Here is a 25163-nt window from a genome sequence, read left to right as displayed (position 1 = left end):
GAAATGTATCGAGAACCGATTATTGAAACTTCTTTTTGGCAAGATTGGGCAACGCATCATACTGACCGTTTATGAGGGCTTCCTTTTTGGCTTTTGACCACTTTTTTATCTGTTTTTCCTTTTGAATGGCCAATTCAATTTGTGTAAACTTAGCACAAAAAACCAATTCTACGGGTCTTCTTGAAAAAGTATAACTTGTTGAACGCTTCCCGACAATGTGTTCTTCGATTCTTTTCTTAAGATCCGAGGTTACGCCTGTATAATATGTTCCATCGGAACATTTTAGAATATAGACATACGATAATTTCATGTGATTGACACTTCTCGATACAATTCCGGCTTTGCCAGAACCACTCGAAGTGACGCTGCTTACTTCTTATGAAAAATCGTCTTAATCTCCAATTGCGCAAACCGTCTGAACATTTCCATGACCCCGCAGTATTTCTCCACAGAAAGGTCCACCGCTCTTTGGAGTTTGTCCTCTTTTAAGTTGGACCCATAAAAATGGTATTCAATGACTACTGAATCATAGTATTTGGGATGCTCATCGGTGAGGTTGGCAATGGTTTCAATGGTAAAATCGTCCACCTCAAGTTTCATTTTTTTGATCAATGAAGCCACATCCAATCCAGAACAACCGGCCAAACCCGACAACATAAGTGCCTTGGGACGCAAGCCTGAGCCTTCCCCACCATCATCCGGTCCTGCATCTATTCTTAAATTGTGCCCTGAAGGGTTGTTGCTCTCAAAGGCCATTCCGCCCAACCATTTGGTAGTGATGTGATTTGTCATGGAGTCAAAAAATTTTGTTTCTTGTAGATGTCAAAAATACAATTTAAAATCGCATCCATGGCCTTAGTGAACCCTCTAGACCCCAATCACGACCAAGAAACCAAACAGCTTGCCGAGTTCTTTAATGAAACTCTGGGATTTTGTCCTAATTCGGTATTGACCATGCAGCACCGACCTGCCATTTCCAAGGCGTTTATCAACCTCAACAAAGCAGTGATGGCCAATGAAGGGAGCGTCACTTCAGCCTTGAAACGCATGATTGCTTGGGTAAGCAGCAATGCCACTGGGTGTAGATATTGCCAAGCCCACGCCATACGTGCTGCGGAACGCTATGGGGCCGAACAGGAACAGTTGGACAATATTTGGGAATATCGAACCCATCCTGCTTTTTCCGAAGCGGAACGGGCCGCTTTGGATTTTTCCTTGGCCGCTTCGCAGGTACCCAACGCTGTTAATGCCGAAATCAAGGGACGCTTGTACCAACATTGGAACGAAGGGGAAATTGTGGAAATGCTGGGAGTGATTTCCTTATTTGGGTATCTCAACCGATGGAACGATTCCATGGGCACCTCCATTGAGGATGGAGCCGTGGAAAGTGCCGACCAATATTTGGGCAAACATGGTTGGGAAAAGGGGAAGCATGATGGATCAAGATACTAGATGCTAGAAGTTAGACCGCTTCGCTGTTAGATTACTCTTCTTAATCCCTTTTTAAATATTTAAAGCTTGATAGGTTTGTTCTATCATATAGAAATAGATAATAAATATTATTTATTATATTTGTATAGACAAAATCTATTATATGCCGTTTTTATAATTTGATATGGAAGAATTTCTTTTTGTTGGTCTTTTAATTTATGCCTTAGGGTTAAATAAAATACTCTTAATAATTACTCTAAAAGTACTTTATCCCAATGCTGATATTAAGCAAGCCGAAAGTTTTATTAAGAATACAGGGGCAACATATTTCAAAGAAGCTCTTTTATCATTCATCAAATTTTTGAAATCACAAGCATAACAGCATGGATTTCTTGACCTGCATCAATATTTATGTTTCCATGATGTTTAACCTTTGCAGAAATCAAAAAACGAACTATTATGGTCCAATTGCTCCTTACCCCTGAAAACCACATCCAGCGATTAAACGCCATCCTCAATAAGGTTGACCAACTTCAAAATCTGGGGTTACCTTCGTTGACAAGTCATCCGAATAGTAAATCATGGAACATTTTAGAAGTCTTGGTGCATCTCAATATAGCGTATGGCCATTATCAACAAAAATTCAATCAATACATTCCCAAATTACCAGACAATAAATCTGAAAATGAGGGTTTTAGAATTAGAAGATGGCAAAAATTGGTGGTTGATAGCCAAAGGCCAAAAGAAGGTGTTCGCAAATGGAAAATGAAGACCTTAAAAAAGTTTGAACCTCCTTTGGACCGCAACCAATTAAATCACGAAAAATCGAAAGAAATCTTCAAAACTTTTTTTGAGTTGCACAACCATCTCAAAGAAGCCGTCTTGCTCTGCAGGAAAAAAGAGGTGTCCCAGCTAAAAATTCCTTCGGCCATTGGACCTATAGTCCTTTTTTATCTTCCGGAAGCCTTTGAGTTTCTAATTTGTCACCTAGAACGGCATATGGTACAGATAGATGAAATCCTTCAGCAACAAGAAGCCTTGGTTTCTACCTAACAACCTTCGCTCTAGCTGCAACATAATCCTTATTTTTAAGGCAATTAAGTCATTCCTGTTATGGACGATGAAGCATCCCGTATCCTAAAAGGATTCTTTCCAAATATCGATTTTACCAAAGAAGAGGAGCGGTATTTTAAGTCGCTATGGTCCATTAAAACATTTGATCAATATGATCTGATCACCGAAGCGGGCAAGATTGAACGCTATTTTTACATCGTGCTTGATGGTGTTCAGGCCATTTATCTTTTAAATGAGAAAGGAGAAAAAGTAGTGCTGGGGTTTTCCTATTCGGGGAGTCCGTCCGGCGCGTTCGATTCCTTTATCCAAAAAACACCCTCAAAAACATTTTTGGAAGCCTTGAAACCTTCAAAGCTTTTGGCCATATCAAAGAGTGACTATGATTCCATGTTCAAAAAACATTCTCGTTTTTATACTTGGGGCCATCATTTTTTTCAGGATGTCTTGTTTGGTCGCCTCTCCCGTGAGGTGGAACTATTGACCCTTACTGCCGAACAGCGGTATGTTGCTTTTATGCAGCGATGCCCAGATGAGTTAAAAGTAATCCCCCAGAAATATTTGGCCTCCTACCTCAACATGAAACCTGAAACTTTCAGCCGATTACGTGCCTCGGTTTCCTATTGATTTTTTAGGATACTGGAAACTGCTTTTTGAAGTTGAGGGATTACTTCCTCTTCAAACCAAGGATTTTTGCTCAACCAAAAACGGTTCCTCGGTGATGGATGGGGCAGCACAAAAAAATCTGGCCAATAGGCTCGATGGTTCCTTACCGTTTCTGTCAGGGTATTTTTTCTGGCATTCCCTAAATAATGGGCTTGCGCATATTGACCAATGAGTATCGTTAGTTTTAGCTCTTGCATTTGATCCAACAATGGTTGATGCCATAGGGGCGCACATTCGGTTCTTGGTGGCAAGTCGCCCGATTTTCCTTTGCCGGGATAGCAGAAACCCATGGGGATGAGTGCGAGCAAACGCTCATCATAAAACTGTTCATCTGTAACGTTCAACCATTTTCTGAGCTGCTTTCCACTAGGATCATCCCAAGGCACTCCCGTTTGATGCACTTTGGTGCCAGGCGCCTGTCCAATGATAGCGATTTTAGACTTTAAATGGGCAGAGACTATTGGTCTAGGACCAAGGGGGAGGTGCTCTTTGCAAACGGAACAATTCTTAATTTCGGAAAGTAATTGATTCATTTCTACATCCATAACGGGAATTTACATAAAAGAGAAAACACCCCAACATAAGAATGCTGAGGTATTTTCAACACACAACCACCTGAAAAAAACTAGTTATAGGTGTTCTTTAGATTACTCCAATTCTCATTGGCCTTGCTTACCAATTTGGAATGGTTGTTTTCGGCCAACCACAATTGCTGTGCATCAAGCTCCAAATTGTACAGGTACAAAAAGTACTTTCCGTCCTTTACAATAAACTTGTTGGGGTCTGGCCTAAATTTGGCTCCCGCATAAACTCCAAAAGCACAGTATCCGCCATATTGAGGCAAGTATTTAGATGGGTTTTTCTCGAACTTCTTCTTTTGCTCCGCATCGGTAAAGTAGTAGACCACTTTGTCGTGCTCAGACTTGTGTTCCTTTATCCCTTTTTGGGCAATTCCCAAATCCAAGTAGGAAACAGGACTGTACCCCTGCAATGCAATATTGCTATTGTCTATGTTGTGGGACTTCTTGTCTTGGGCAAAAGCCGTGTTCATGAAAACTGCGGTTAGCAGTAAAATTGAAATGTTCTTAATTGTCTTCATTGTTCTTGTTTTTTTAAAATGAATAATTATTTGCTCGCGCTTAGCGAGACTACTAAAAAGACCACCGTTGCATTGAACCAATAGTAGATGGCATCTATTCCTGTTAGTGCAAACACAAACGGTACGATCATAAAGGTTACGGCCACCAAAAGATCTATGGCCAAATGTCCTTGAAACGGGATAACACGTGCCAAACTATATTTGTAATCGGTTAGCAAGCTGGCCACAAACACTGCCAATCCCGTAACTACCGAAAACCAAACTGCTATATGCGAGGACTGGCCAAGACCTAATAAAAATGGCGCAATGATCAATCCAAGACCAGCGGTATAGTCTGCAACCCCATGGAGGGTCGGTGTAATAAATCTAAGGTTCATGATGTTGGATTAAGCGTTAAAGTATTCCTCATGAATTACTTTGCCCTCACTGTTCCAAAGGCGTCTAATAATTTCATGCCAGTACACTCTGCTGTTGTCCTTCATCAAAAAATCGAAGGTAAATTCCGATGCAGATGCATTACCATCCACCAAGGTTCTGTGCAGTTCTATCCCATTTACTTTTGCTATGGCATCTGCAAAACCTCTCATTTTTTCCACCATTTGTGCTTTTCCGGAGGTGGTTACTTGGTTGTAGTCCGAAGTGTTTGCATCCTCAGCAAAAAACTTCTCCACAGCTTCAACAATTGCACCTTGTGCAACAATGCTGTCCATTTCTTTAGCTAACGTTTTAATATCCATTTGCTATGTTTTTACGGTTAAACAATCTTTGTTGTAATTACATGGCAAATTTGCGGCGGTAACGTTGCTTAAAGGCTACAAAAAAGGAGCATTTCCTTGTACTTTTTCCAGTTTAAATTTTGATGGGTTGCTCCCCGTATACTGTTTAAAGAAAGAAGAAAAATGATTAGGTTCCTCAAACCCCAGTGCAATGGATATTTCCTTTACGGAGGCATCTGAGTCGAGTAATTTTTTAGAAGTATTGATGAGTTCATTCCTGATAAGCCGGCCCAAAGAATCGTTCATCTTATCCCTAGTCTTTTTGGCTAGGGCCTTTACGGAAAGGTTCATTTTATCGGCATAAAAGGCCAAGGACCGTTCTTGCATGTGATGCTCTCGTAGCAGAAAAACCAAATCTTCCACAAAAGGGTCCTTTCTTTCAAAATCAAAGTTTTCACGGAAATGGGTGGGACTGTAGCCTGTACGTTTTTTAAACACCCTATTGAAATAGGCAGGGTCCTTGAACCCCATATCATAAGAAACTTCTTGAATGCTCTTATCGGTGAAGGCCACATCTTTTTTACTTTCCACTAAACGTTTCTCGTTGAACATGGATTTTACCGTAACACCCAATTTTTCCTTTACCAAGGCATGGGCCTGATATCCGTTTTCTCGAAATAGGGCTTCCAATTCTTTGTTGGACAGGTGATTTGGGTATTCTTTGTCGATTACATCCTTGATATCAAAAATGATTTGATACTCACTCTTACTGGCATTGAAGGGGTTCTGCCAAAACCATTGTTTTAAAGAAACATCCATAATCTGACGGGTATTCCCTTCGAATAAGCTCTGTGAAAGGTATTTTTCGCAATCCACACACTCTTTAAAATTGATGTAGCCCAAAGAGATGAGATGTTTAAACAGCACCCGAACCTCCTTATTATCAAAAACATCCTTATTGGGAAATTCAATGGTTCTTACCTCAAAATCTTCCGAAAGAAATTTTATGTATTGCCCTTTTTCCAAATAAATGGCCTTATCCATCCAATCGGTGTAATTTTTAAAATCGACCTGAATACTTCCCGAACCCGAAAGGATATGGAAAAGGGTGTATTGGTTAATGAAGTAAACCTTATTGATCTCTGGGCTGAATTTTCGGACCATTTTACCCGGTTTGTTTTTCTTAGGTCGAAAACTCTTGGGTTTGCTAACACTTTTAACCCATGAATTGTTGTAGCAGATAAATGGTGATCATGCCCCAAAATGTGCCTGTGGCCATACTTAAAATCGCCAAGATAATGGCATGGGGCATCCATTCTTTTTTATAGGCAGCGGTTACCGCAGGGGCCGTGGCAATACCCCCAACATTTGCCATACTGGCTATGGGCACCCAGGCCATGTTCACATTGAGGAGTTTCGCAATGAGGACCATAAACAGAAAGTGTCCCAAAAGCCAAACCAAAAGGAACCAGAAAAAGTACATATCAAACCCAAATAGATCAAAACGAAGCTTCAACCCCAATATGGACATGACAGTAAGAATCAGGATTCCTCCCAATTTCAGGGAAAACTTAAAATTCCATCCACGTAAAAAATTGCCCATAACCAATCCCAGTATCGAAAGCGTAACCACTTTCCCAACAAAAGACTCCATTATCACATTCAAAAGAAGGACCACCATTATCAAAATGAGAAGTGTGATCCACCCCGACAATCGTTTTGATCCTTCTTCCCTTATTCCTTCGGGAAGTATTTTGTCCTTAATTCCTAAAAATGAATTTAGTCCTTTGCTCTTTTTGATGGTCTGGAACATCAGAATGGTCCAAATGTTGACCAAAATATTGTCCATGACCAAGACTGAGAGAAAAATTCCCTCGGGACACTCCACCAATTCCTTGAGCACTAATTGACTGGTACTTCCTCCGATCCAACTTCCCACAATGGGAGGCACCCCTTTCCAAAAACCCTTGTTGGAAAAGGTTTCGGTCACCAAATCGGTATGCGGAAATCCCGTTACAAACGCGACAGGAAACAACGCAATAAAAAAAGAGCCCGACACAAAAAGAAGAATGGGTTTATATCCGATGGCTTTCAACTGTCCCAAGGAAAGACTTGCCATTACAGCCACAATGGTCAATGGAATAAAAAAGGTCTTACTGAGGTCATGTATACTATCTTGGGAAAAATCCAACCCGAATGCATAGGATATCAATGCAGGGATAATGTAAGACAAAAGAATGGCAGGGACCCAATCAAAAATCGACTTTACCGTTTTATGTTCCCAGCGATCCAAAAAATAGACCGCAATTACGGTAAACAGCGTTATTCCCCACGGAACCCAGCTCATGGCAAGTTCTCTAAAATCCCTAAATGGAGAATCCTTCCCCCCGAAATACTTACAGGGTTAGTACTCTTCCCGATGACAATGCCCGGTTCCGGGGAAAAATATTTCTCAATCACTTCGCCAAATGGGTTACGGAGTGTTCCAATATGCTCCCCTTTTTCAACTTTTTGGTTCAACGTCACATGTACCTCTAAATAGCCTCCTTTTTTGGTAAAAATCCAATAGGATTTTGAACAAACATTCTTGGCCGGTGGCATTTTTGTTTCGCCTTTGGTAAAATCCAACCACTTCAAAACATTTACAATTCCTATGACCCCCCGGTCTATCATTTCTTTCTGGAACACCTGCGGATTTCCGTATTCCATGGTAATGCTCTTAATCCCCTTCTTCATGGCAAAAGCCCTTAAAGTAAGTCCGCTGGCCTCGCCAAAACTGGCTTCGCCCTTGTTTGAAACAATAATGTCCGGCTCTAAGATTCGAAGCATGCCAGATAATGTATCATCTTGCATATCACCACGTCCATAGAGGGTGTTTTCGCGTCCGAAACTGGCTGTGTGCAGATCAATATGATAATCGAAGAACGGAATGATTTTTTCTCCTATTTGAAAAGCCATTTGTTGTGAACGGTTGCCTTTTTCCTTGCCCGGAAACAACCGGTTCAAATCCTGTTGGTCCACAAATTCGCGTTGTTGATTGGCAATAGCCAAGGGGTTCAAGCCCGGAATGGCAATAATTGTGCCTTTCATCTGGGTTACATCCAAGGAAGAAAAAACCCTATGGATAATTGCAATCCCATTAAGCTCATTTCCATGGATGGCAGCAGTTAATCCAAGTACTTTGCCGGTATCATTTCCCTTCGCTATCAAAACGGGAACTTGTATGGGCTGACCAAAGCCATCATTTCCTAATGCAAGCCATACTTTATGAATTTTTCCCTCCTCAAAACTTGATAACACCAAACTATCCAATGTAGGGATCGATTCAAACTGACCCCTGCCAAAAATTGGAGCCATAAGAAGGATTCCCAATAAAAACTTGATTTTCATTGCCTTTGGAATTTGAGAAATAAATATAGTCTTTATTTCTTACCGCCAACCACAACAACAAATTCTCCTTTTGGTGGTTTATCCGTAAAATGAGAAAGTACTTCATTTAGGGTTCCCCGAACAGTTTCCTCATAGAGTTTGGTGAGTTCCCTGGACACAGAAACAGGCCTATCCTCTCCAAAATACTCCACAAACTGTGTCAAGGTCTTTATTAATTTATGGGGAGATTCATAAAAAACCATTGTGCGAGATTCTTCGGCCAATTGCTGCATTCGGGTCTGGCGCCCCTTTTTGATGGGCAAAAATCCTTCAAACACAAAACGGTCGTTGGGAAGACCGCTGTTTACCAAGGCTGGCACAAAAGCTGTTGCCCCAGGCAGACATTCCACTTCAATATGGTTTTCCACGCAAGCACGGGTGAGCAAAAACCCAGGATCCGAAATAGCTGGGGTCCCCGCATCAGAAATCAGTGCCAAAGTGGCTCCGCCCTTTAACTTTTGCACCAATGCATCAACCTGTTTGTGTTCATTGTGCATATGATGACTCTGAAGCTGCGTGTGGATTTCAAAATGCTTGAGCAGTTTTCCGCTGGTACGGGTATCCTCAGCCAATATTATATCTACCTCTTTAAGCACCTTGATAGCCCTAAGGGTGATGTCTTCAAGATTCCCTATTGGGGTCGGAACCAAATACAATTTTCCCATATCCAAAGTTACGGTCTTGTTTGGAAAAGTAAGCGAAAAGATCTGTACTAGGCAAACCTACGTTCGATAAGGGCCATCAAACGGGTTTCATATTCTTCCTTGCCTTGCCAATTGTTGTATTCGGGTTTTACCATGTTGTTGATAAAAGCAATGGAACGTTCTTCACTGTCAATGGTGTTCAATTGGGAGAGCACCCTTGTGTAGTCTTCCATGCTATTGTTGAACAGGTGTTTTACAAAGGCCAATCTGTCATTGAGCCCCACCTGCATATCCTTGCCCAATGTATCGTTTAAAGATTTGGATTTGGTCTCTTGATCAGCTTTTATCTTTTTATCAGTTGGAGTTACATTCTCCTGATCATTTTTTATGAACTCCGGGGTGGCAACAAACTCAGCAAAAACTTGTTCCAGAGCTGTTTCAGTAGGCATTTCGGATACCATGTCCTTTATGGTTTCCATCCCGGGGGTCATAATGTCCTCTTCATGTGGATTGCTCTCGGGCACTGCAATATTTCCGCTGAGCACCGCATTGGCTACTTTTTCAAATCGTGAAGCAACCACATTTTTGGACACATCAACTTCAACATCGCTCAATTTTTCGTCAATAAACTTGAGCACCGCCAATCTTTCATAGATACTCCTTGCCTTTTCATACAAAACCACCAAATCCTGATCTTCCCTCGTAGTGATGATCTCGGTGGACAATTTTATCAGTTCTTCCCTTAGTTTCCGTATCATAGCCATATTCTTTACTATAAAAATATAATCATTTTATCTTTTCCGTTACGAACAAAAGGTTAAATTTTAACCTGGGGCCTGCGGCACATTTTTTTAGTAGCTTTGTGCTTCGTCCCAATACAACGGAAAAAGGACACAATTTCGTTCAAAAATACGCTAATGTTTCTTGAAAACACGGTAAACCCAAAAGAACAGTTCGGATGGATAGAGGTCATCTGCGGTTCCATGTTTTCTGGAAAGACAGAAGAACTCATCCGCCGATTGAAACGGGCCCAATTTGCCAAGCAAAAAGTAGAAATCTTTAAGCCTATTGTGGACACCCGCTACCATGAGGATATGGTGGTATCCCATGATGCCAACGAAATCCGTTCCACTCCTGTTCCAGCTGCGGCCAATATCCGTATTCTTGCAGATGGTTGTGATGTAGTGGGGATTGATGAAGCTCAATTCTTCGATGATGAGATTGTAACGGTATGCAACGATTTGGCCAACCGGGGAGTACGTGTGGTGGTGGCCGGGTTGGATATGGACTTCAAGGGCAATCCTTTTGGCCCGATGCCTGCCTTGATGGCCACAGCGGAGTATGTGACCAAAGTACATGCCGTTTGTACACGCACAGGAAATTTGGCCAATTATAGTTTTCGGAAATCCAGCAATGATAAATTGGTGCTTTTGGGCGAGACCGAAGAATATGAGCCCCTTAGCCGAGCCGCTTTTTATAAGGCCATGCTCAAGGAAAAAATAAGCCAAATGGACGTGGAGGCAGAGGAGGTGGATGCAAAAAAGAAAAATGGCAATGCGTAAAGTCGGGGAAACCACTCTGGAAATAAACCTGTCTGCCCTAGCGCACAACTACAGGTTTCTCCGTTCAAAAATAGCATCGGGCACCAAATTTCTGGCGGTGGTCAAGGCTTTTGCCTATGGCAGTGACATGGTTGCCATTGCACAAAAAATGGAGGCCTTGGGTGCAGATTACTTTGCCGTGGCCTATGCCCGTGAAGGCATCTTGTTGAGGGAAGCCGGGATTACCAAGCCTATTTTGGTCCTTCACCCACTTCCCGTAAATTTTGAGGAGATCATTGAACATCGCTTGGAACCCAATATCTACTCCCCAAAAATCCTCAAAGCGTTTATAGGGGTGGCCAAAAGAATAGGACAGGTGCAATATCCCATTCACCTAAAGTTCAATACGGGGCTCAACCGCTTGGGTTTTGGAGAAAATGATGTTGATTTTATTTCGGAACAGGTCAAGGATGCGCCAGAGGTAAAGGTAGTCTCCCTGTTTTCTCATTTGGCCGCTTCGGAAGATCCAAATGAAAGAGATTTTAGTGAGAACCAAATCAACACCTTCAAAAAAATTGCCGAAACGCTCAGCCTAAAATTGGGCTATAGCCCCATGCGGCATATGCTCAACACTTCGGGTATCCTAAATTATCCCGAGGCCCAATTTGAAATGGTCCGGAGCGGAATCGGCCTGTATGGCTATGGAAACCACAAGGACGTTGATGCCCAATTAAGGCCGGTAGGCACCCTAAAAACCATTATTTCACAAATACATCAATTGGAACCTAATGAAACCGTAGGCTACAATCGGGCCTTCAAATCCGATGGCCCACGAAAAACCGCTACGCTTCCCTTGGGCCATGCGGACGGCATCGGTCGCCCCTATGGCAATGGAAAGGCCCATGTACTCATCCATGGGAAAAAAGCCCCGATCATTGGCAATGTGTGTATGGATATGATCATGGTGGATGTTACCGATATCGATTGCAAGGAAGGCGATGAGGTTCTGGTTTTTGGACCCCAAAAATCGGCCGAGGAATTCGCTTCCGGGGCAAAGACCATCTCCTACGAAATCCTTACGGCCCTATCCCAACGGATAAAACGTGTAATCGTGGAAGACTGATTTTTCCCAAATGTTTGTGGAATCAATGCCTTTTTTTGATTATTTTGTTTCTTGATTAACCAATACTTAACTATAACATGGGATTTTTAAAAGAGTTTAAGGACTTCGCCATGAAAGGAAACCTAGTGGATATTGCCGTAGGTTTCGTAATGGGCGCAGCGTTCAACAAAGTGGTATCCTCCTTCACCGGAGGCATAGTTTCACCCTTGGTCGGTCTATTGTTCAATTCGGATTTCAACGATTTGAAATACGTAATTACGGAAGGAACCGTGAACGATGCGGGGGAAACCGTAGGGGAAATTGCGGTCCTGTATGGGGCCTTCCTCACCAATGTGATCGATTTCACCATTGTGGCCTTCGTAATGTTCATGATCGTTAAAGGCGTAAACAGGATGAAAAAGAAAGAAGAGCCCGCACCAGAGGCCCCAAAAGGCCCGACCCAAGAAGAGTTGCTGGCCGAAATCCGGGATTTGTTGAAGAAATAATTGAATCTCCGTAATCAATCGTAAGGCAATGTCACTTCGAGCGCAGTCGAGAAGTTAACGGGTACAGTGTCTTATGACAAGGTCTCGACTGCGCTCGACCTGACAATTTTTTATTTATAGCATTGATTACGGACAATCAGAAAACAAATATCGTTGGTGCTGAATTTTCAGCATCCCCGCTACATCACAATTAACCCTTTAAAAACCATCAATTTGCCCCGCAAGCAGATTGATGGTTGTTTTATTTATAACTTTTTGTTATTTTTTGATTATTCTGTTGCTAAATGCTTGTTTAGATCGCTATCTGGCGTACCTTTGCGGTTCAAATTTAAGTAAGCATGAAAGTAGCAGTTGTAGGTGCCACAGGAATGGTTGGCGAAGTGATGTTGCAAGTTTTGGCGGAACGCGATTTCCCCATTTCAGAATTGTTATTGGTGGCCTCGGAGCGCTCCGTAGGCAAAACGTTGGAGTATAAGGGAGAGGAGCATACCGTTATTGGGCTTGCCGATGCCGTTGCGGCCCAACCCGATATCGCCATCTTCTCCGCAGGTGGGGACACTTCTTTGGAATGGGCTCCCAAATTTGCCGAAGTTGGTACCACCGTCATCGATAATTCTTCCGCTTGGCGAATGGACCCTACCAAAAAATTGGTGGTGCCTGAAATCAATGCCGATACCTTAACCGCAGAAGATAAAATCATAGCCAATCCTAACTGTTCCACCATTCAATTGGTGATGGTGTTGGACCCGCTACATAAAAAATATGGGATGAAACGTGTGGTGGTCTCTACCTACCAATCCGTTTCCGGGACCGGGTTAAAAGCCGTTCAGCAAATGGAGAACGAAGCTGCCGGCATAGAGGGGGACATGGCATATCCCTACCCAATCAACCGAAATGCATTGCCCCATTGCGATGTGTTCTTGGAAAACGGCTACACCAAAGAAGAAATGAAATTGGCCCGTGAGCCCCAAAAAATATTGGACGACCGTACCTTTTCGGTTACGGCCACCGCAGTGCGTATCCCAACCGCTGGTGGGCATTCAGAATCGGTGAATATTGAGTTCCTAAACGATTTTGAGCTTGCTGAAGTGCGACAACTATTGAGCGAGACTCCCGGTGTTGTGGTACAGGACAACACGGACACCAACACCTACCCCATGCCCATGTTTGCCCATGGCAAGGACGATGTGTTCGTGGGACGTATCCGTAGGGACGAGACCCAACCCAACACCTTGAACATGTGGATCGTGGCGGACAACCTTCGTAAAGGAGCGGCCACCAATGCCGTTCAGATTGCCGAATATTTGGTGGAGAACCATCTGGTTTCCAACGCCTCCGAGGCAATTTCATAAAATACGTTAAAGCTATAGCAGCAGCTAGGGATTGTCGGTTTTTATGGTATTTTTATCAGCATCAATCTGAAAAAATGCGAAACCAAAATCTCCTAGCTGTTGTGGTTTTATGCGCTGCCTGCCAGACCACTCCCAAAAAAGAACCCATCATTGTGAACTACCCCGCAACTCAAAAAGTCGATACCGTAGACACCTATTTCGGAACCGAGGTCAAAGACCCTTACCGCTGGTTGGAAGACGACCGAAGCTCAGAAACCGAGGCTTGGGTAAAACAACAAAATGCCTCCACTTTTGGGTATTTGGACAAGATTCCGTTCCGGGAAGACCTTAAAAACCGTCTGGAAAAACTCTGGAACTATGAAAAAGTAGGCTCCCCTTTCAAAGAAGGGGCCTATACCTATTTCTATAAAAACAATGGACTACAGAACCAATATGTGGTCTACAGAAAAAAGGGTGATGGACCAGAGGAAGTGTTCCTGGACCCCAATACCTTTTCGGAAGATGGCACCACCTCTTTGATGGGGCTGAGCTTTACCAAGGATGGCTCCAAAGCTGCCTATCTTATTTCCGAAGGGGGCAGCGATTGGCGCAAGGGCATTGTAATCGATGCCGAATCGCGCGAAGTCGTGGAAGACACCTTGGTCGATATCAAGTTCAGTGGCCTTTCATGGAAGGGCAACGAAGGTTTCTTCTATTCTAGTTACGACAAGCCGGATGGTAGCGAGCTTTCGGCAAAGACCGATCAGCACAAACTGTACTACCATGCTTTGGGCACCCCCCAATCCGAAGACAAAATCATCTTTGGTGGCACTGCTGAGGAAAAACATCGCTATGTGGGCGGGTACGTTTCCGAAGATGAAAAGTATCTGTTTATCTCAGCAGCCGTTTCCACATCGGGGAACAAATTGTTCCTTTTGGACCTCACCGACCCCAATGCAAAATTGGTCACCATTCTGGACGATACCGATTCCGATACCTCTGTGATCGACAACGAAGGTTCCAAACTGTTTTTGGTCACCAACCGAAACGCACCCAATAAAAAAGTGGTGGTGGCCGATGCCTCCAACCCCACTCCGGAACATTGGACGGATTTGATCCCGGAAACGAAAAACGTACTCACGGTAGGCACCGGAGGCGGTTACTTTTTTGCCGAATATATGGTGGATGCCATTTCCAAAGTATTCCAGTACGATTACGATGGAAACCTGGTTCGGGAGGTGAATCTTCCCGGTGTGGGAAGCGCCAGTGGTTTTGGGGGTAAAAAGGAGGAAAAGGAATTCTATTTTTCGTTCACCAACTACAACACGCCCGGCTCATCCTATAAGTTCAATGTGGAAACCGGAGAATACGAGCAGTATTGGAAACCACAAATCGATTTCAACCCCGAAGACTACGAATCCGAGCAAGTGTTCTATACGTCCAAGGACGGGACCAAGGTTCCCATGATCATCACTTATAAAAAAGGATTGGAACGCAACGGTAAAAACCCCACCATCCTGTATGGGTATGGAGGGTTCAACATTAGCCTGACACCCGCCTTCAGCATTGTAAATGCCGTTTGGATGGAGCAAGGCGGCATCTACGCCGTACCCAACCTTAGAGGGGGTGGCGAATATGGCAAGGAATGGCACATTGCGGGCACCAAGCTCCAAAAGCAGAATGTGTTTGACGATTTTATCGCCGCAGCGGAATACCTCATCGACAACCAATATACCTCCAAGGCATATTTGGCGGTTCGTGGGGGGTCCAATGGCGGACTTTTGGTAGGGGCCACCATGACCCAAAGACCCGATTTGATGCAAGTGGCGCTTCCGGCCGTTGGGGTTTTGGACATGCTCCGCTACCACACCTTTACCGCTGGCGCGGGCTGGGCCTACGATTATGGCACTGCGGAGGACAATGAAGAAATGTTCAACTACCTAAAAGGGTATTCGCCTGTGCATAACGTAAAGGAAGGCACCGAATATCCGGCCACCCTGATCACCACGGGAGACCATGACGATCGTGTGGTACCTGCCCATAGTTTCAAGTTTGCGGCAGAACTGCAGGAAAAACAGACCGGGACCAACCCCACGCTCATTCGGATAGAGACCAATGCAGGACACGGGGCCGGAACACCGGTAAGCAAGACCATAGAACAATATGCGGACATCTTTGGGTTCACCTTTTACAACATGGGATACGACCAGCTTCCCAACCAAGTGGTGCTCAAGGAGTTTAAAGATTAATTAATTATAGCTGTTCAGAAAATTAGATAATGCGTCATTCTGAATTTATTTCAGAATCCCATGTGCTTTATTGAAGGGTTTTATGAGAACCTGAAACAAGTTCAGGTTGACGTATTTCTTTCTAAACTGCTTTTATCCATTTATGCTTAAAGTACAGATTGATTCCTTTGGATACCACGACAAGTCGATTCTCAAGGATATTTCGTTTGAAGTTGCCCCCGGCGAACACGTGGCCCTGATGGGTGAAAGCGGTTCGGGAAAAAGCACCCTCCTAAAAATCATTTATGGGTTTTTGCATGTGGAGGACGGTTCCATTTTTTGGGGCGAACAACAGGCCTTGGGACCCAATTTCAATCTGGTGCCCGGCGAGCCGTACATGAAATACCTCTCCCAAGATTTCGACCTGATGCCTTTCACCACGGTGGAAGAGAACATTGGGCAATATCTTTCGGTCTTTGAGCGGGAAACCCACCAAGAACGAATCGCGGAACTGTTGGCCTTGATAGAACTGGAGGCCTATGCCAAGACCAAGGTGAAAAACCTGAGTGGCGGACAACAACAGCGGGTGGCCCTGGCCCGGGTACTGGCCCAAGAGCCCGAAATCCTCTTGTTGGACGAACCTTTTGGACACATCGACAACTTTAAACGGAACTCCCTTCGCAGGAACCTTTTTGCCCATCTCAAGAAAAAGGGAATAACCGTCCTTACCGCCAGCCACGACCCCAGTGATGTCCTTCCGTTTGCAGAGCGGACCTTGATTTTGGAAAAAGGGCGCATCATTGCCAACCAGAAGACCAAAAAACTGTACCGGAACCCGCCCAACTACTATACGGCCAGCCTCTTTGGCGAGGTGAACGAACTGCCCATAAAATTGCTGAAATCGTACTCGCAAATCGATAAATCGGTGTTGGTATACCCTGATGAGTTCAAGGTGTCCACCACTTCGGGATTGAAGGTAGGGGTGACCCATTCCTTTTTTAAAGGAAGCCATTACCTCAACGAGGGGCAGGTGGAAGATGGGCCCATGCTCTATTTCAACACGCCCAAAAAACTGAAGGTGGGCGATACCGTTTTCCTTAATGTATCTTTGGGGACCATAAACAGGCGTCTCCAAGGTGGACAAAAAACAAATCCATAGCGAACTACAGTTTAAGGCCGTCCGAAGCAGCGGCGCGGGCGGGCAGCATGTGAACAAGGTTTCCACTAAAGTGGAACTGGCCTTTGATGTGGCCGCATCCCAAGGATTGTCCACGGTGGAAAAGGAACGCCTGCTCCTGAAACTGAAATCCAGGCTTACCAAGGATGGGGTCTTGCAATTGCACTGCGACGAATCCCGAAGCCAGCACAAGAACCGTGACCTTGTGGTGAAGCGCTTTTTTGACCTGCTGAAAAATGCCTTGATCGTTCCCAAAAAACGGAAACCCACCAAACCCACCCGATCTTCCGTGGAAAAACGGTTGAAATCCAAAAAACAGGCCGCAGAAAAGAAGTCCCAACGCAAAAAACCGGGGTTGGAGTAGCTAGTCTTCCTTTTCCAAGGTAGAAATGAGTTCCCGCATCTGGTCCAAAAACCCGGCTTCCTCAAACGGGATGAGCTGGGCGGTGAGTTCCAAAACTTTCTGGATGTGCACCTGCGGTTCCCTGATCTGCGTATGTTCCCCCACATGGGGATTGTCCAGCGCCAAGATACAGACATTGATCAAAGACTCCAGATGGAACAACAGGTCCTGATAGCCTTTAATATACAAGTGCTCCACCTCAAAACCCGATTTGTAGGGCCGCAACGACCTAAAATGCTCCTCGGCCAAAATTTTAACGCCCTTTAAAAAGGCGGTCTGGTTGTTTTCCATGGTTAAAGATTTGAGTTGCTATCAAATGTAACCAAAACTATTCTTTTTGCGGACTATCGTCCGCATTTTTTTATAAAAGAACCTATTCCTTTGTTTTGAGATGGAAATAAATCAGGCCATTTGTAATTATATTACCAAGGAATGGATTGCCAAGGCAAAATCAAAAAGAGCTTTTGCATTGGACCATGATATTGATGAAAAAATTGTTCGGAAAATTTCGCAAAAGCAAGGATATAACATCCCACTAAAGACACTTCATAGAATTTGCGAGGCGAGGGGAGTAAAGCTATCTCAACTTTTCAAGTCAATTGACATATAAAAAAAGCCCCCTATTTTAGGAGGCTATAATATTTTTAGTGATTGCCAGAAGAATTTACCGTAATCGAAAAACGATAGGTTTTGTCAGGAGGCAATAAATTATTACCTCGTTTAGTCGCTAGTCCAGAAGAAACAAGAGATTCGTATAACTTGGACGCTTCGAGATATTTTTTAACCTCAGAAATATCGTCTCCTTTAATCTCTTTTTCGTTTAAAACACTCTTTAAATCTTCAGTTATAGATGACATTAAATAAAACATTTGGTTTGTACAAAAATAGCAGGATTAATTTGATTGGCATAATCCGACATCAAATCATAGTACTCTCTTATAAGTCCTTGTAGGTCTTTATCTTTACTATAATCTTTTATTTTAAGTCGTAAATCATTCTCTAAAGTTTCAATATTTATTGGTCTCCCATGAGACTTCCATTGATTATTGTCGCTAAGTAAATCAGCAATTTCTTCTGCTCTTGCCTTTTTTTCATCTTCAGTTACTGGCTGTCCCAAAAGCTCTTGATTGGTCTGATGCTTCTCCCAGTTTTTGAATTTGTACTTAACCAACCATTTTTTCAAAAGAGATATTGTAAGCTCTTTGGCTTGCTCATAACCCTTCAACTCTGCAAGATCAAAATCTTTTAAAATAATAAATTCTGCTTGGGTCAATGTATTGGTTTTCGCTTTCTCAATTAACTCATTGATTTTATCCAGATAACCCAAGGCAGCAACCCATTTACCTTCCTTGTTTTTTATCTGTGGGTCTATTGGTCCCAAAACTGAATAATAATCCATATAAATGTCATCACCACTCATACAAAAAATTGTTCCAGCCGAAAATGCATAGTCAGGGACAATGAAATTCACTTCATCATAATGATGTCTGAAGATATTCACATATCGTTCAACTGCCGTAGCACTTCCCCCTCCAGTTGTAAGGATAACAAACAACTTATCCTTTTTTTCTGGTGCCTCCACCATGTCCTCTGTCAATTTCAGTATTGTTTTCTCATAGCCATCATGTATCTGACCATAATAATTGAATATATCTCCATCCAATAGCTCAGATATTTCGGAAAATTTCTTTTTTAAAACATCTTTAATCGAATCATCTAAAGGTACTTTCATAATTAAATTTTATTCTTGGTAAGGGGACTCTTACGAAAATAGCAATTTAATTGTTATCAATCTACAATGGAAAAAAAAGAGAAACCCCAGATGTTAGCCCAAGTTATTCCACCTCCAAAATGGTATGGGTGTTTCCATTAAAATCAAAGGTCTGGCCCGCCTCTTTTCCCATGAGCAATTGCGCTATGGGCGATCCCGCCGATATGCAGTAGACCGTTTGGCCTTCCCATGGGGCGGCCCCGCAGGAAATGGACAAAAAATACTGGGCCGTGCCCGTCTTTACCCAACTTCCCAAACGTATTTTGCCCTGTGCGGTTTCAACATTGATCTTTCGTAATACTTCCTTGAGTCGGTCAAGTTCCACCAATTGCTGGGCCAGTTTTTCCTGCTCCAATTGCACCATGGCCCGCCCGGTCTCGTGCTTGTCCCCGGCGCTGCTCTTGGTTTCGGAATCCAAGGATTCCTGTAGTGCCGCGGCACTTTTTTTCAGGCGCTCCGTTCGGGTGTCCACATAGTCCCAACAGAACTTTAATAGCTGTTCTTTCTTCTGCATTTTCAATTGTGGTTTAGGCAAACGTCAATCTAAAAACGGTCTCTTGGTCGGGTACGGAGTGTACCTGAATGCCACCGCCGTGCAGTTGCATCACCCGTTTGCTCAGGCTCAGGCCAATCCCCGTTCCCTCGCTCTTGGTGGTGAAGAAGGGTACAAAAATCTCTTCCAACACTTCGGGTTGAATGCCCGGGCCGTTGTCCCTTACCTCGATATATTTTTTCCCGTTGCGGTCCATCCCGGCCACCATCTGCACCTTTCCATTTTTGGTATCCCCCACGGACTGGAGCGCGTTCTTGCCCAGATTGATCAATACCTGAACAATCTGCTTTTCATCTATGAACAGCTCCAAATCCTCCGGGTCGCACAGCACCTGAAAATCGGTTTCGCCCTCATGCAGCCGCGCGGACATGAGCACATCGATCTTGCCCAAAAGGGCCTTTCCCTGCACAATGGTCCTGTTGGGTTCGGGTACGTGCAAAAGGCTTCGGTAAGATTGTACAAAGTCCATGAGGTTGCCCCCCTGTTCCTTGATCACCTCCAACCCTTTCAGGGTGTTCTTGATCTGATGCTCTTCCAACTCCTCCATGGGAGTGATCTTTCCGTTGTTCCGATAGTATTTGATGATGGAATCGGAAATGGAGGCGATGGGGGTAATGGTGTTCATGATCTCATGCGTCAACACCCGGATGAGGCGCACCCATGATTCGGTCTCCTTTTCGTCCAGTTCCTTGTGGATGTCCTGTATCACCACCAACAAGAGCGATTTTCCGTCCAAGGTAAAAGGTGTGGACTTGATGGCCAGATGGATCTGTTCCCGCTCATTGGTTAGTTGAAACTGTTTGCGCTCAAAAGGCTCAAAGGTTTCAAAGATCTTGAACAGGTTTTCATCCACTTGGGCCAATTGTTTGATGTGGTTCAACGGGGAATAGTCCAACAACTTTTCCATGGTAGGGTTGGAAAACAAGATGTGGCCCTTTTCGTTATAGGTCATGATGCCAATACTGGCCTGTTTCAGGATCTCTTGATAGTATTGTTCCCTGATCTGCAGTTGCAGATGCACTTCCTGGATCAACCCATTGACCCGGTTCAGGCTTTGATTGAGCTCCTTGAAGGATTTAATGGCCACCCGTTCGGGAAAGCGCAGGGTAAAATCCTCATTGCGGATGGCATCGAAAAAATAGGCAATCTTGCGGTTGGTCCTGTTGATGAATATGATCAAGGCATACACTTGGGACACTAAAAAAATCACCGAAAATGCCAAGGTGAAATACCACATTTTAGAGATTGCAAAAGCGAGGGCCAAGGCCGTGAGCGTGATCAATATCACCCGAACAATCAACTGGATATAAAAATGTCGACTGGCCATTATTCGTGCTTTTTCTTCAATTTATTGTAGAGGGTCTGTCTGGAAATGCCCAATTGTTCCGCCGCCGCGCTGTAATTGCCATCGTGCTGGTCCAAGGCCCGTAAGATCATCTGCTGTTCCATCTCGTTCAGCGTCAATGGCTGATGGTCCAACGATTGCATGGGTTTGGCGTGCAACAGAAAATCGGTGGGCTTGAGCACATTTCCGTCCGAAAGGATCACGGCCCGCTCCATAGTGTGCTGCAGCTCCCTAACATTGCCCGGCCATTGGTATTCCATTAATTTTTCTTGGGCCACATTGTTGATCCGAAGTCCGGGTTTATCGTATTTATGGGCAAATTTTTTCAGGAAAAAGTCGGCCAGCACCAAAACATCCCCTTCGCGCTCACGCAAGGGTGGCACTTCAATATGGATGGTGTTGATGCGGTAGAGCAAATCCTCCCGAAACAGTCCATCCGCTACCATTTGCTCCAGATTGCAATTGGTGGCACAGACCAACCGAATATCCACCTGACTGGAGGTGTTGGACCCCACCCGGACCACTGCCCTGTTTTGAATGGAAGAGAGCAACTTGGCCTGCATCTGTAGGGAAAGGTTCCCAATTTCGTCCAGAAACAGGGTGCCTTGGTGGGCAGCCTCAAATTTTCCCGCCCGATCTTCCTTGGCATCGGTGAAGGAGCCTTTTACATGCCCAAAGAGTTCACTTTCAAAAAGGTTCTCGGCAATGGACCCCATGTCCACCCCAATAAACACCTCATTTTTTCTTGCGGATAATCGGTGCAATTCCCGGGCGATGAGTTCTTTCCCCGTTCCATTTTCGCCGGTGATGAGCACATTGACATCGGTCTTGGCCACCTTGGCGACCAAGTTCAAAACCGAGGAGAGCGCCTTGGATTGGCCAATGATAAAGTTCTTGTCCTCATTGATGACCTGTTTTAGGTTGCTTTCTTTTTTTTTCAGGTTATGGATCTCTTGTTTGGATTTCCGCAACTCGTAGGCCGATTGCACCGTGGTCATGAGCCGTTCGTTGTTCCAAGGTTTCAGGACAAAATCCGATGCGCCCTGCTTCAAGGCCTTTACCGCCAAGTCCACCGCACCGTAGGCCGTCATCATGATCACAGAGGTGTTGGGGGATTTCTTTTTGATCTCGTTGAGCCAAAACAGTCCTTCGTTCCCTGTGTTCACCCCAGCGGAAAAGTTCATGTCCAACAGCACAATGTCCATTTCCTCCATATTGGGAAAGGAAGAAATCTGGTTGGGGTTGAACAAGGTCTGAACGCTTTTGTATTCAAACTGGAGTAAAATCTCCAAAGCGCTCAATACGCTCTTGTTGTCATCTACCACTAAAATCTTGGCATCGGTCATAACTCCTATAATTCCTTTTCAATTCTAAAACTACGAATTGGCACAATGCAAGCCATCGATGTGTAAAATAATTTGACATTTTTTGTATAAATATTTTACACCTATGCTTAACTTTCCTTTAAAAATTATTTTAATGCTTTGATTATTAGTTGATTATGTTTTTGGCATAAGAATGGACATAGTTTTGGCACAGGAATACATTATGAACCTTAGAACATACATTACCGGCCTTTTATTTTTCGTTGCAATCTCCGGGTTTTCGCAAGAGACCTGGACCTTGGATGAATGTGTGGCCTACGCCATTGAGCACAACCTTCAAGTAAAGAACACCAACTATAATCGCGACTCGAGCAAAGAGACCTATCGCCAGTCCATCCGTGATTTGTTGCCCTCCGTGGGCGGTTATACCGATTATAGGATTCGCTACGGTAGATCGGCCGACCCGAACACCAACGATTATGTGAACACGGAGTTCTTTAGCAACAACTACTCTCTAAGTGCCAACATGGGGCTATTTCAAGGGTTTCAAAAATTGAACTCGATAAAAGCCTCAAAATTTATTTTGAAAGCGACACAGGAAGATGTGTTGCAAGAGAAATTCCTCTTGGCCTTCAGGGTGATGAGCGCTTTTTACGATATTAAATTCTATGAAGGACTTGTCGCCAATTCCTTGGAGCAACAGGAAATCTCCCAAGCCAATTACGACCTTGTTGCAAAACAGGTGGAGTTGGGTATCATGGCAGGGGCCGACCTCTACGAGGCCGAATCCAATCTATTGGGCGATAAATTATTGGTGACCCAGAACAGAAACCTGCTCACCAATGCCAAGTTGGTTTTGCTACAAGAAATGAACCTCAACGAAGTAACGGATATTACCCTACAAGAAACTTTGGAACCCCTTCCCAATGAAATTGAAAGCGCTCCTTTGGACTCCTTATATGAAACTGCCCGAGGATTTGTGCCCTTGGTGAAATCACAGGAATACCGGGTAAGTGCTGCCAAAAAACAACTTCAGGCCTCCAGGGGGGCACTTTATCCTTCCCTTTCCTTGGTCGCCGGCTACGGGACCAGTTATTTTGAGACCAATGTGGATGAAAATGGAAACATCATTCCCTTTAAGACCCAGTTCAATGACAACACCTCCAAGTTTGTTGGGGCCGAACTGAGTATCCCCATCAGTAATGGATGGTCCAACCATTCCCGGGTGAAGCAGCAAAAAATTGCCTATTTGCAGGCACAGAACAATCTTAAGATCCAAGAGCAGGAACTTTTTCAGTTGTTGCAACAGCTCGTACAGACCAATCAGGCATTGATCGCCGAATACGAACAGAGCAACCAAAAGGTAGAGGCCCAACAATTGGCGTTCACCATTGCCCAAAAACGCTACGAAAAAGGACTCATCAATGCCTTGGACCTTTTTCAGGCCAAGAATTTGTACGGTGTGGCACAAAACGAAAACTTACAGGTAGGTCTCCGGTTGAGGGTGAACAAGAGCACCATAGATTTTTATAGTGGCCTACCCATTTTTAATATCAACTAATCAGAACCATGGATATACAATTAGAGAAAAAGAAAGGACTTAAACCCAAACATTACGGCTATATAGCCTTGGGCGTACTTTTATTGTTCGTGGGATGGAAGCTGCTTTTTGCCAGTTCCGTTTCCACCTTCAGGACCGAAAAGGAACGCCTTTCCATAGCACAGGTCACCGCCGGCAAGTTTGATGACTACATTACCATCAACGGTACTGTGGCCCCGATAGCCACCATCTATATGGATGCCTATGAAGGTGGGCGGGTCTCGGAAAAATTGATTGAAGAAGGATCCATGGTAAAAAAGGGTGACATTATTCTCAAACTCGAAAATATGGGTCTTTACGAACAGATTTTGGCGAGCGAGAGTAACTTGGCCCTCAAACAGAACGACCTACGGTCTACCAAACTTACCTTCGATTCAAGACAGGTGGAGGGAAGACGAAACTTGGCCACGGCCGAATATGACCTTCAACGCCTAAAGCGAAACTACGAGCAGAATGAAGAGTTGTTCAAGGACGAACTGATTTCCAAAGAAACCTACCTTCTTTCCAAGGAGAATTACGAGCTCGCCAAAAAACAACATGACATTGTAAAACTGCAAACCGAGCAGGATGATGAATTGAGAGAAACTTCCTTGACCGGCTTGGATGCCGATTTGGCCCGGATGCACAAGACCCTATCCATGGTCTATGAGCGTTTGGACCACCTCAATGTCCGCGCCCCTGCAGATGGCCAGCTTGGCTTTTTGGATGCCGAGATTGGACAGAACATTGCCCAAGGGGAACGTATCGGTCAAATCAACGTACTCACCGATTTTAAGATTGAGGCCGAAATTGACGAGCACTACATTGATCGGGTAAAACGGGACCTGTCCGCAACCTTGGAGCGCAATGAAAAGGAATACGGTCTACGACTGCGCAAGGTGTACCCCGAAGTACGGAACGGTCGCTTTAAGGTAGATTTGGTATTTACCGATGAAAAGCCCGAGACCATTCGTGCAGGGCAGAGCTACAACATTCGCCTACAGTTGGGTGAATCCAACGAAGCACTTTTATTGCCCAAAGGCGGGTTCTTCCAGAGTACCGGGGGTCAGTGGGTCTTTGTGGTAAACCCTGATGGGGGCGAAGCCTTAAAACGCAATGTACGTCTGGGCAAACAGAATTCAAGATACTACGAGGTCCTTGAAGGCCTACAACCTGGAGAAGAAGTGATTACCAGTAACTATGACAGTTTTGGAACCGCAGAACGGATTGTGTTAAAATAACCGTG

General features: G+C 44.2%; 30 protein-coding genes. 13 read left to right on the top strand and 17 right to left on the bottom strand.

Annotation, left to right across the window (positions count from 1 at the left end):
- Window positions 1–19: 19 nt before the first annotated feature.
- Window positions 20–310, bottom strand: coding sequence for a GIY-YIG nuclease family protein (locus ACP14V_RS00690; RefSeq protein ID WP_272609169.1), 291 nt, complete (start codon window positions 308–310; stop codon window positions 20–22).
- Window positions 311–369: 59 nt separating this feature from the next.
- Entirely contained in the window at window positions 370–792 is a 423-nt protein-coding gene (locus tag ACP14V_RS00685; RefSeq protein ID WP_116216562.1) for an OsmC family protein, read from the bottom strand.
- 57 nt (window positions 793–849) lie between these two features.
- On the opposite strand from ACP14V_RS00685, the gene ACP14V_RS00680 reads away from it, so the two are divergent.
- From ACP14V_RS00680 to ACP14V_RS00665, 4 genes are all read left to right on the top strand, one after another.
- Complete coding sequence (locus ACP14V_RS00680; RefSeq protein ID WP_272609168.1) at window positions 850–1452, top strand: carboxymuconolactone decarboxylase family protein; 603 nt, start codon at window positions 850–852, stop codon at window positions 1450–1452.
- Between the two features lie 163 nt (window positions 1453–1615).
- Complete coding sequence (locus tag ACP14V_RS00675; protein WP_272609167.1) at window positions 1616–1810, top strand: hypothetical protein; 195 nt, start codon at window positions 1616–1618, stop codon at window positions 1808–1810.
- Window positions 1811–1890: 80 nt separating this feature from the next.
- Window positions 1891–2484, top strand: a complete 594-nt coding sequence (locus tag ACP14V_RS00670) for a hypothetical protein (protein ID WP_272609166.1) — start codon at window positions 1891–1893, stop codon at window positions 2482–2484.
- Between the two features lie 60 nt (window positions 2485–2544).
- Window positions 2545–3129, top strand: a complete 585-nt coding sequence (locus ACP14V_RS00665; RefSeq protein ID WP_272609165.1) for a Crp/Fnr family transcriptional regulator — start codon at window positions 2545–2547, stop codon at window positions 3127–3129.
- Here ACP14V_RS00665 and ACP14V_RS00660 read toward each other — a convergent pair.
- The 9 genes from ACP14V_RS00660 to ACP14V_RS00620 all read right to left on the bottom strand — a co-directional run bounded on the left by ACP14V_RS00660 (window position 3123) and on the right by ACP14V_RS00620 (window position 9814).
- A complete protein-coding gene (locus tag ACP14V_RS00660; protein WP_272609326.1) occupies window positions 3123–3701 on the bottom strand; it encodes a uracil-DNA glycosylase family protein in 579 nt (192 codons plus the stop codon). The two genes, ACP14V_RS00665 and ACP14V_RS00660, sit on opposite strands and share 7 nt — an antisense overlap.
- A gap of 92 nt (window positions 3702–3793) precedes the next feature.
- The gene (locus ACP14V_RS00655) at window positions 3794–4267 is read right to left on the bottom strand and encodes a YHS domain-containing (seleno)protein (protein ID WP_272609164.1); all 474 of its coding nucleotides are present in this window, start codon (window positions 4265–4267) and stop codon (window positions 3794–3796) included.
- Window positions 4268–4293: 26 nt separating this feature from the next.
- Complete coding sequence (locus ACP14V_RS00650; protein WP_272609163.1) at window positions 4294–4644, bottom strand: SPW repeat domain-containing protein; 351 nt, start codon at window positions 4642–4644, stop codon at window positions 4294–4296.
- Between the two features lie 9 nt (window positions 4645–4653).
- Window positions 4654–5004, bottom strand: coding sequence for a SnoaL-like domain-containing protein (locus ACP14V_RS00645; RefSeq protein WP_136565142.1), 351 nt, complete (start codon window positions 5002–5004; stop codon window positions 4654–4656).
- A gap of 75 nt (window positions 5005–5079) precedes the next feature.
- Complete coding sequence (locus tag ACP14V_RS00640; RefSeq protein ID WP_272609162.1) at window positions 5080–6147, bottom strand: helix-turn-helix domain-containing protein; 1068 nt, start codon at window positions 6145–6147, stop codon at window positions 5080–5082.
- 52 nt (window positions 6148–6199) lie between these two features.
- A complete protein-coding gene (locus ACP14V_RS00635; protein ID WP_272609161.1) occupies window positions 6200–7330 on the bottom strand; it encodes a DUF819 family protein in 1131 nt (376 codons plus the stop codon).
- Complete coding sequence (locus ACP14V_RS00630) at window positions 7327–8373, bottom strand: succinylglutamate desuccinylase/aspartoacylase family protein (protein WP_272609160.1); 1047 nt, start codon at window positions 8371–8373, stop codon at window positions 7327–7329. Before ACP14V_RS00630 ends, ACP14V_RS00635 begins: the two co-directional genes overlap by 4 nt.
- A gap of 32 nt (window positions 8374–8405) precedes the next feature.
- Window positions 8406–9077, bottom strand: coding sequence for a 16S rRNA (cytidine(1402)-2'-O)-methyltransferase (rsmI, locus tag ACP14V_RS00625; RefSeq protein WP_272609159.1), 672 nt, complete (start codon window positions 9075–9077; stop codon window positions 8406–8408).
- A 47-nt stretch (window positions 9078–9124) separates the two neighbouring features.
- A complete protein-coding gene (locus ACP14V_RS00620) occupies window positions 9125–9814 on the bottom strand; it encodes a hypothetical protein (RefSeq protein WP_136565137.1) in 690 nt (229 codons plus the stop codon).
- A 159-nt stretch (window positions 9815–9973) separates the two neighbouring features.
- Here ACP14V_RS00620 and ACP14V_RS00615 point away from each other — a divergent pair, with 159 nt between their 5' ends.
- The 7 genes from ACP14V_RS00615 (at window position 9974) to arfB (ending at window position 17305) form a co-directional block, all read left to right on the top strand.
- Complete coding sequence (locus tag ACP14V_RS00615; protein WP_272609158.1) at window positions 9974–10618, top strand: thymidine kinase; 645 nt, start codon at window positions 9974–9976, stop codon at window positions 10616–10618.
- Window positions 10611–11720, top strand: coding sequence for an alanine racemase (gene alr, locus ACP14V_RS00610; protein WP_272609325.1), 1110 nt, complete (start codon window positions 10611–10613; stop codon window positions 11718–11720). The genes ACP14V_RS00615 and alr overlap by 8 nt, the downstream gene beginning before the upstream one ends.
- A 77-nt stretch (window positions 11721–11797) precedes the next feature.
- Entirely contained in the window at window positions 11798–12205 is a 408-nt protein-coding gene (gene mscL, locus ACP14V_RS00605; RefSeq protein WP_129653805.1) for a large-conductance mechanosensitive channel protein MscL, read from the top strand.
- Window positions 12206–12543: 338 nt separating this feature from the next.
- Entirely contained in the window at window positions 12544–13557 is a 1014-nt protein-coding gene (locus tag ACP14V_RS00600) for an aspartate-semialdehyde dehydrogenase (RefSeq protein ID WP_272609157.1), read from the top strand.
- A 74-nt stretch (window positions 13558–13631) separates the two neighbouring features.
- Window positions 13632–15785, top strand: coding sequence for a prolyl oligopeptidase family serine peptidase (locus tag ACP14V_RS00595; RefSeq protein ID WP_272609156.1), 2154 nt, complete (start codon window positions 13632–13634; stop codon window positions 15783–15785).
- A gap of 142 nt (window positions 15786–15927) precedes the next feature.
- Window positions 15928–16923 (top strand): ABC transporter ATP-binding protein, encoded by a 996-nt coding sequence (locus ACP14V_RS00590; RefSeq protein ID WP_272609155.1) that lies wholly within the window; start codon window positions 15928–15930, stop codon window positions 16921–16923.
- Entirely contained in the window at window positions 16901–17305 is a 405-nt protein-coding gene (gene arfB, locus ACP14V_RS00585; protein ID WP_272609154.1) for an alternative ribosome rescue aminoacyl-tRNA hydrolase ArfB, read from the top strand. The genes ACP14V_RS00590 and arfB overlap by 23 nt, the downstream gene beginning before the upstream one ends.
- Here the strand turns inward: arfB and ACP14V_RS00580 are convergent, their stop codons facing one another.
- The 6 genes from ACP14V_RS00580 to ACP14V_RS00555 all read right to left on the bottom strand — a co-directional run bounded on the left by ACP14V_RS00580 (window position 17306) and on the right by ACP14V_RS00555 (window position 22359).
- Entirely contained in the window at window positions 17306–17635 is a 330-nt protein-coding gene (locus tag ACP14V_RS00580; protein WP_272609153.1) for a hypothetical protein, read from the bottom strand.
- A 353-nt stretch (window positions 17636–17988) separates the two neighbouring features.
- Window positions 17989–18201 carry a hypothetical protein gene (locus ACP14V_RS00575; RefSeq protein ID WP_272609152.1) on the bottom strand — a complete coding sequence of 71 codons (213 nt, stop codon included), beginning with the start codon at window positions 18199–18201 and terminating at the stop codon, window positions 17989–17991.
- On the bottom strand, window positions 18201–19076 hold the full coding sequence (locus ACP14V_RS00570; RefSeq protein ID WP_272609151.1) for an SDH family Clp fold serine proteinase: 876 nt from the start codon (window positions 19074–19076) through the stop codon (window positions 18201–18203). The genes ACP14V_RS00575 and ACP14V_RS00570 overlap by 1 nt, the downstream gene beginning before the upstream one ends.
- A gap of 103 nt (window positions 19077–19179) precedes the next feature.
- Window positions 19180–19629 carry a 3-oxoacyl-ACP synthase gene (locus tag ACP14V_RS00565; protein ID WP_272609150.1) on the bottom strand — a complete coding sequence of 150 codons (450 nt, stop codon included), beginning with the start codon at window positions 19627–19629 and terminating at the stop codon, window positions 19180–19182.
- A 13-nt stretch (window positions 19630–19642) separates the two neighbouring features.
- Window positions 19643–20995, bottom strand: a complete 1353-nt coding sequence (locus ACP14V_RS00560) for a sensor histidine kinase (RefSeq protein ID WP_272609149.1) — start codon at window positions 20993–20995, stop codon at window positions 19643–19645.
- Window positions 20995–22359, bottom strand: coding sequence for a sigma-54-dependent transcriptional regulator (locus ACP14V_RS00555; RefSeq protein WP_152131923.1), 1365 nt, complete (start codon window positions 22357–22359; stop codon window positions 20995–20997). Before ACP14V_RS00555 ends, ACP14V_RS00560 begins: the two co-directional genes overlap by 1 nt.
- 172 nt (window positions 22360–22531) lie before the next feature.
- Between ACP14V_RS00555 and ACP14V_RS00550 the strand changes: the two genes are divergently transcribed.
- Together ACP14V_RS00550 and ACP14V_RS00545 are read left to right on the top strand one after the other, a co-directional pair.
- Window positions 22532–23899, top strand: a complete 1368-nt coding sequence (locus ACP14V_RS00550; protein ID WP_272609148.1) for a TolC family protein — start codon at window positions 22532–22534, stop codon at window positions 23897–23899.
- Between the two features lie 8 nt (window positions 23900–23907).
- The gene (locus ACP14V_RS00545; protein WP_136565125.1) at window positions 23908–25158 is read left to right on the top strand and encodes an efflux RND transporter periplasmic adaptor subunit; all 1251 of its coding nucleotides are present in this window, start codon (window positions 23908–23910) and stop codon (window positions 25156–25158) included.
- Window positions 25159–25163: the final 5 nt, after the last annotated feature.

Origin of the sequence: Flagellimonas alvinocaridis (genome assembly GCF_965248585.1) — a bacterium.
Taxonomy (GTDB): Bacteria; Bacteroidota; Bacteroidia; order Flavobacteriales; family Flavobacteriaceae; genus Flagellimonas; species Flagellimonas alvinocaridis.
The sequence above is the reverse complement of the archived record's forward strand: the minus strand, read 5'-3'. Positions and strand labels throughout refer to the sequence as shown.

Bases quoted from the DNA above. Each gene is read 5' to 3' on its own strand.
- ACP14V_RS00690 (WP_272609169.1), bottom strand. From the start codon at position 310: ATGAAATTATCGTATGTCTATATTCTAAAATGTTCCGATGGAACATAT.
- ACP14V_RS00685 (WP_116216562.1), bottom strand. From the start codon at position 792: ATGACAAATCACATCACTACCAAATGGTTGGGCGGAATGGCCTTTGAG.
- ACP14V_RS00680 (WP_272609168.1), top strand. From the start codon at position 850: ATGGCCTTAGTGAACCCTCTAGACCCCAATCACGACCAAGAAACCAAA.
- ACP14V_RS00675 (WP_272609167.1), top strand. From the start codon at position 1,616: ATGGAAGAATTTCTTTTTGTTGGTCTTTTAATTTATGCCTTAGGGTTA.
- ACP14V_RS00670 (WP_272609166.1), top strand. From the start codon at position 1,891: ATGGTCCAATTGCTCCTTACCCCTGAAAACCACATCCAGCGATTAAAC.
- ACP14V_RS00665 (WP_272609165.1), top strand. From the start codon at position 2,545: ATGGACGATGAAGCATCCCGTATCCTAAAAGGATTCTTTCCAAATATC.
- ACP14V_RS00660 (WP_272609326.1), bottom strand. From the start codon at position 3,701: ATGAATCAATTACTTTCCGAAATTAAGAATTGTTCCGTTTGCAAAGAG.
- ACP14V_RS00655 (WP_272609164.1), bottom strand. From the start codon at position 4,267: ATGAAGACAATTAAGAACATTTCAATTTTACTGCTAACCGCAGTTTTC.
- ACP14V_RS00650 (WP_272609163.1), bottom strand. From the start codon at position 4,644: ATGAACCTTAGATTTATTACACCGACCCTCCATGGGGTTGCAGACTAT.
- ACP14V_RS00645 (WP_136565142.1), bottom strand. From the start codon at position 5,004: ATGGATATTAAAACGTTAGCTAAAGAAATGGACAGCATTGTTGCACAA.
- ACP14V_RS00640 (WP_272609162.1), bottom strand. From the start codon at position 6,147: ATGGTCCGAAAATTCAGCCCAGAGATCAATAAGGTTTACTTCATTAAC.
- ACP14V_RS00635 (WP_272609161.1), bottom strand. From the start codon at position 7,330: ATGAGCTGGGTTCCGTGGGGAATAACGCTGTTTACCGTAATTGCGGTC.
- ACP14V_RS00630 (WP_272609160.1), bottom strand. From the start codon at position 8,373: ATGAAAATCAAGTTTTTATTGGGAATCCTTCTTATGGCTCCAATTTTT.
- rsmI (WP_272609159.1), bottom strand. From the start codon at position 9,077: ATGGGAAAATTGTATTTGGTTCCGACCCCAATAGGGAATCTTGAAGAC.
- ACP14V_RS00620 (WP_136565137.1), bottom strand. From the start codon at position 9,814: ATGATACGGAAACTAAGGGAAGAACTGATAAAATTGTCCACCGAGATC.
- ACP14V_RS00615 (WP_272609158.1), top strand. From the start codon at position 9,974: ATGTTTCTTGAAAACACGGTAAACCCAAAAGAACAGTTCGGATGGATA.
- alr (WP_272609325.1), top strand. From the start codon at position 10,611: ATGCGTAAAGTCGGGGAAACCACTCTGGAAATAAACCTGTCTGCCCTA.
- mscL (WP_129653805.1), top strand. From the start codon at position 11,798: ATGGGATTTTTAAAAGAGTTTAAGGACTTCGCCATGAAAGGAAACCTA.
- ACP14V_RS00600 (WP_272609157.1), top strand. From the start codon at position 12,544: ATGAAAGTAGCAGTTGTAGGTGCCACAGGAATGGTTGGCGAAGTGATG.
- ACP14V_RS00595 (WP_272609156.1), top strand. From the start codon at position 13,632: ATGCGAAACCAAAATCTCCTAGCTGTTGTGGTTTTATGCGCTGCCTGC.
- ACP14V_RS00590 (WP_272609155.1), top strand. From the start codon at position 15,928: ATGCTTAAAGTACAGATTGATTCCTTTGGATACCACGACAAGTCGATT.
- ACP14V_RS00580 (WP_272609153.1), bottom strand. From the start codon at position 17,635: ATGGAAAACAACCAGACCGCCTTTTTAAAGGGCGTTAAAATTTTGGCC.
- ACP14V_RS00575 (WP_272609152.1), bottom strand. From the start codon at position 18,201: ATGTCATCTATAACTGAAGATTTAAAGAGTGTTTTAAACGAAAAAGAG.
- ACP14V_RS00570 (WP_272609151.1), bottom strand. From the start codon at position 19,076: ATGAAAGTACCTTTAGATGATTCGATTAAAGATGTTTTAAAAAAGAAA.
- ACP14V_RS00565 (WP_272609150.1), bottom strand. From the start codon at position 19,629: ATGCAGAAGAAAGAACAGCTATTAAAGTTCTGTTGGGACTATGTGGAC.
- ACP14V_RS00560 (WP_272609149.1), bottom strand. From the start codon at position 20,995: ATGGCCAGTCGACATTTTTATATCCAGTTGATTGTTCGGGTGATATTG.
- ACP14V_RS00555 (WP_152131923.1), bottom strand. From the start codon at position 22,359: ATGACCGATGCCAAGATTTTAGTGGTAGATGACAACAAGAGCGTATTG.
- ACP14V_RS00550 (WP_272609148.1), top strand. From the start codon at position 22,532: ATGGACATAGTTTTGGCACAGGAATACATTATGAACCTTAGAACATAC.
- ACP14V_RS00545 (WP_136565125.1), top strand. From the start codon at position 23,908: ATGGATATACAATTAGAGAAAAAGAAAGGACTTAAACCCAAACATTAC.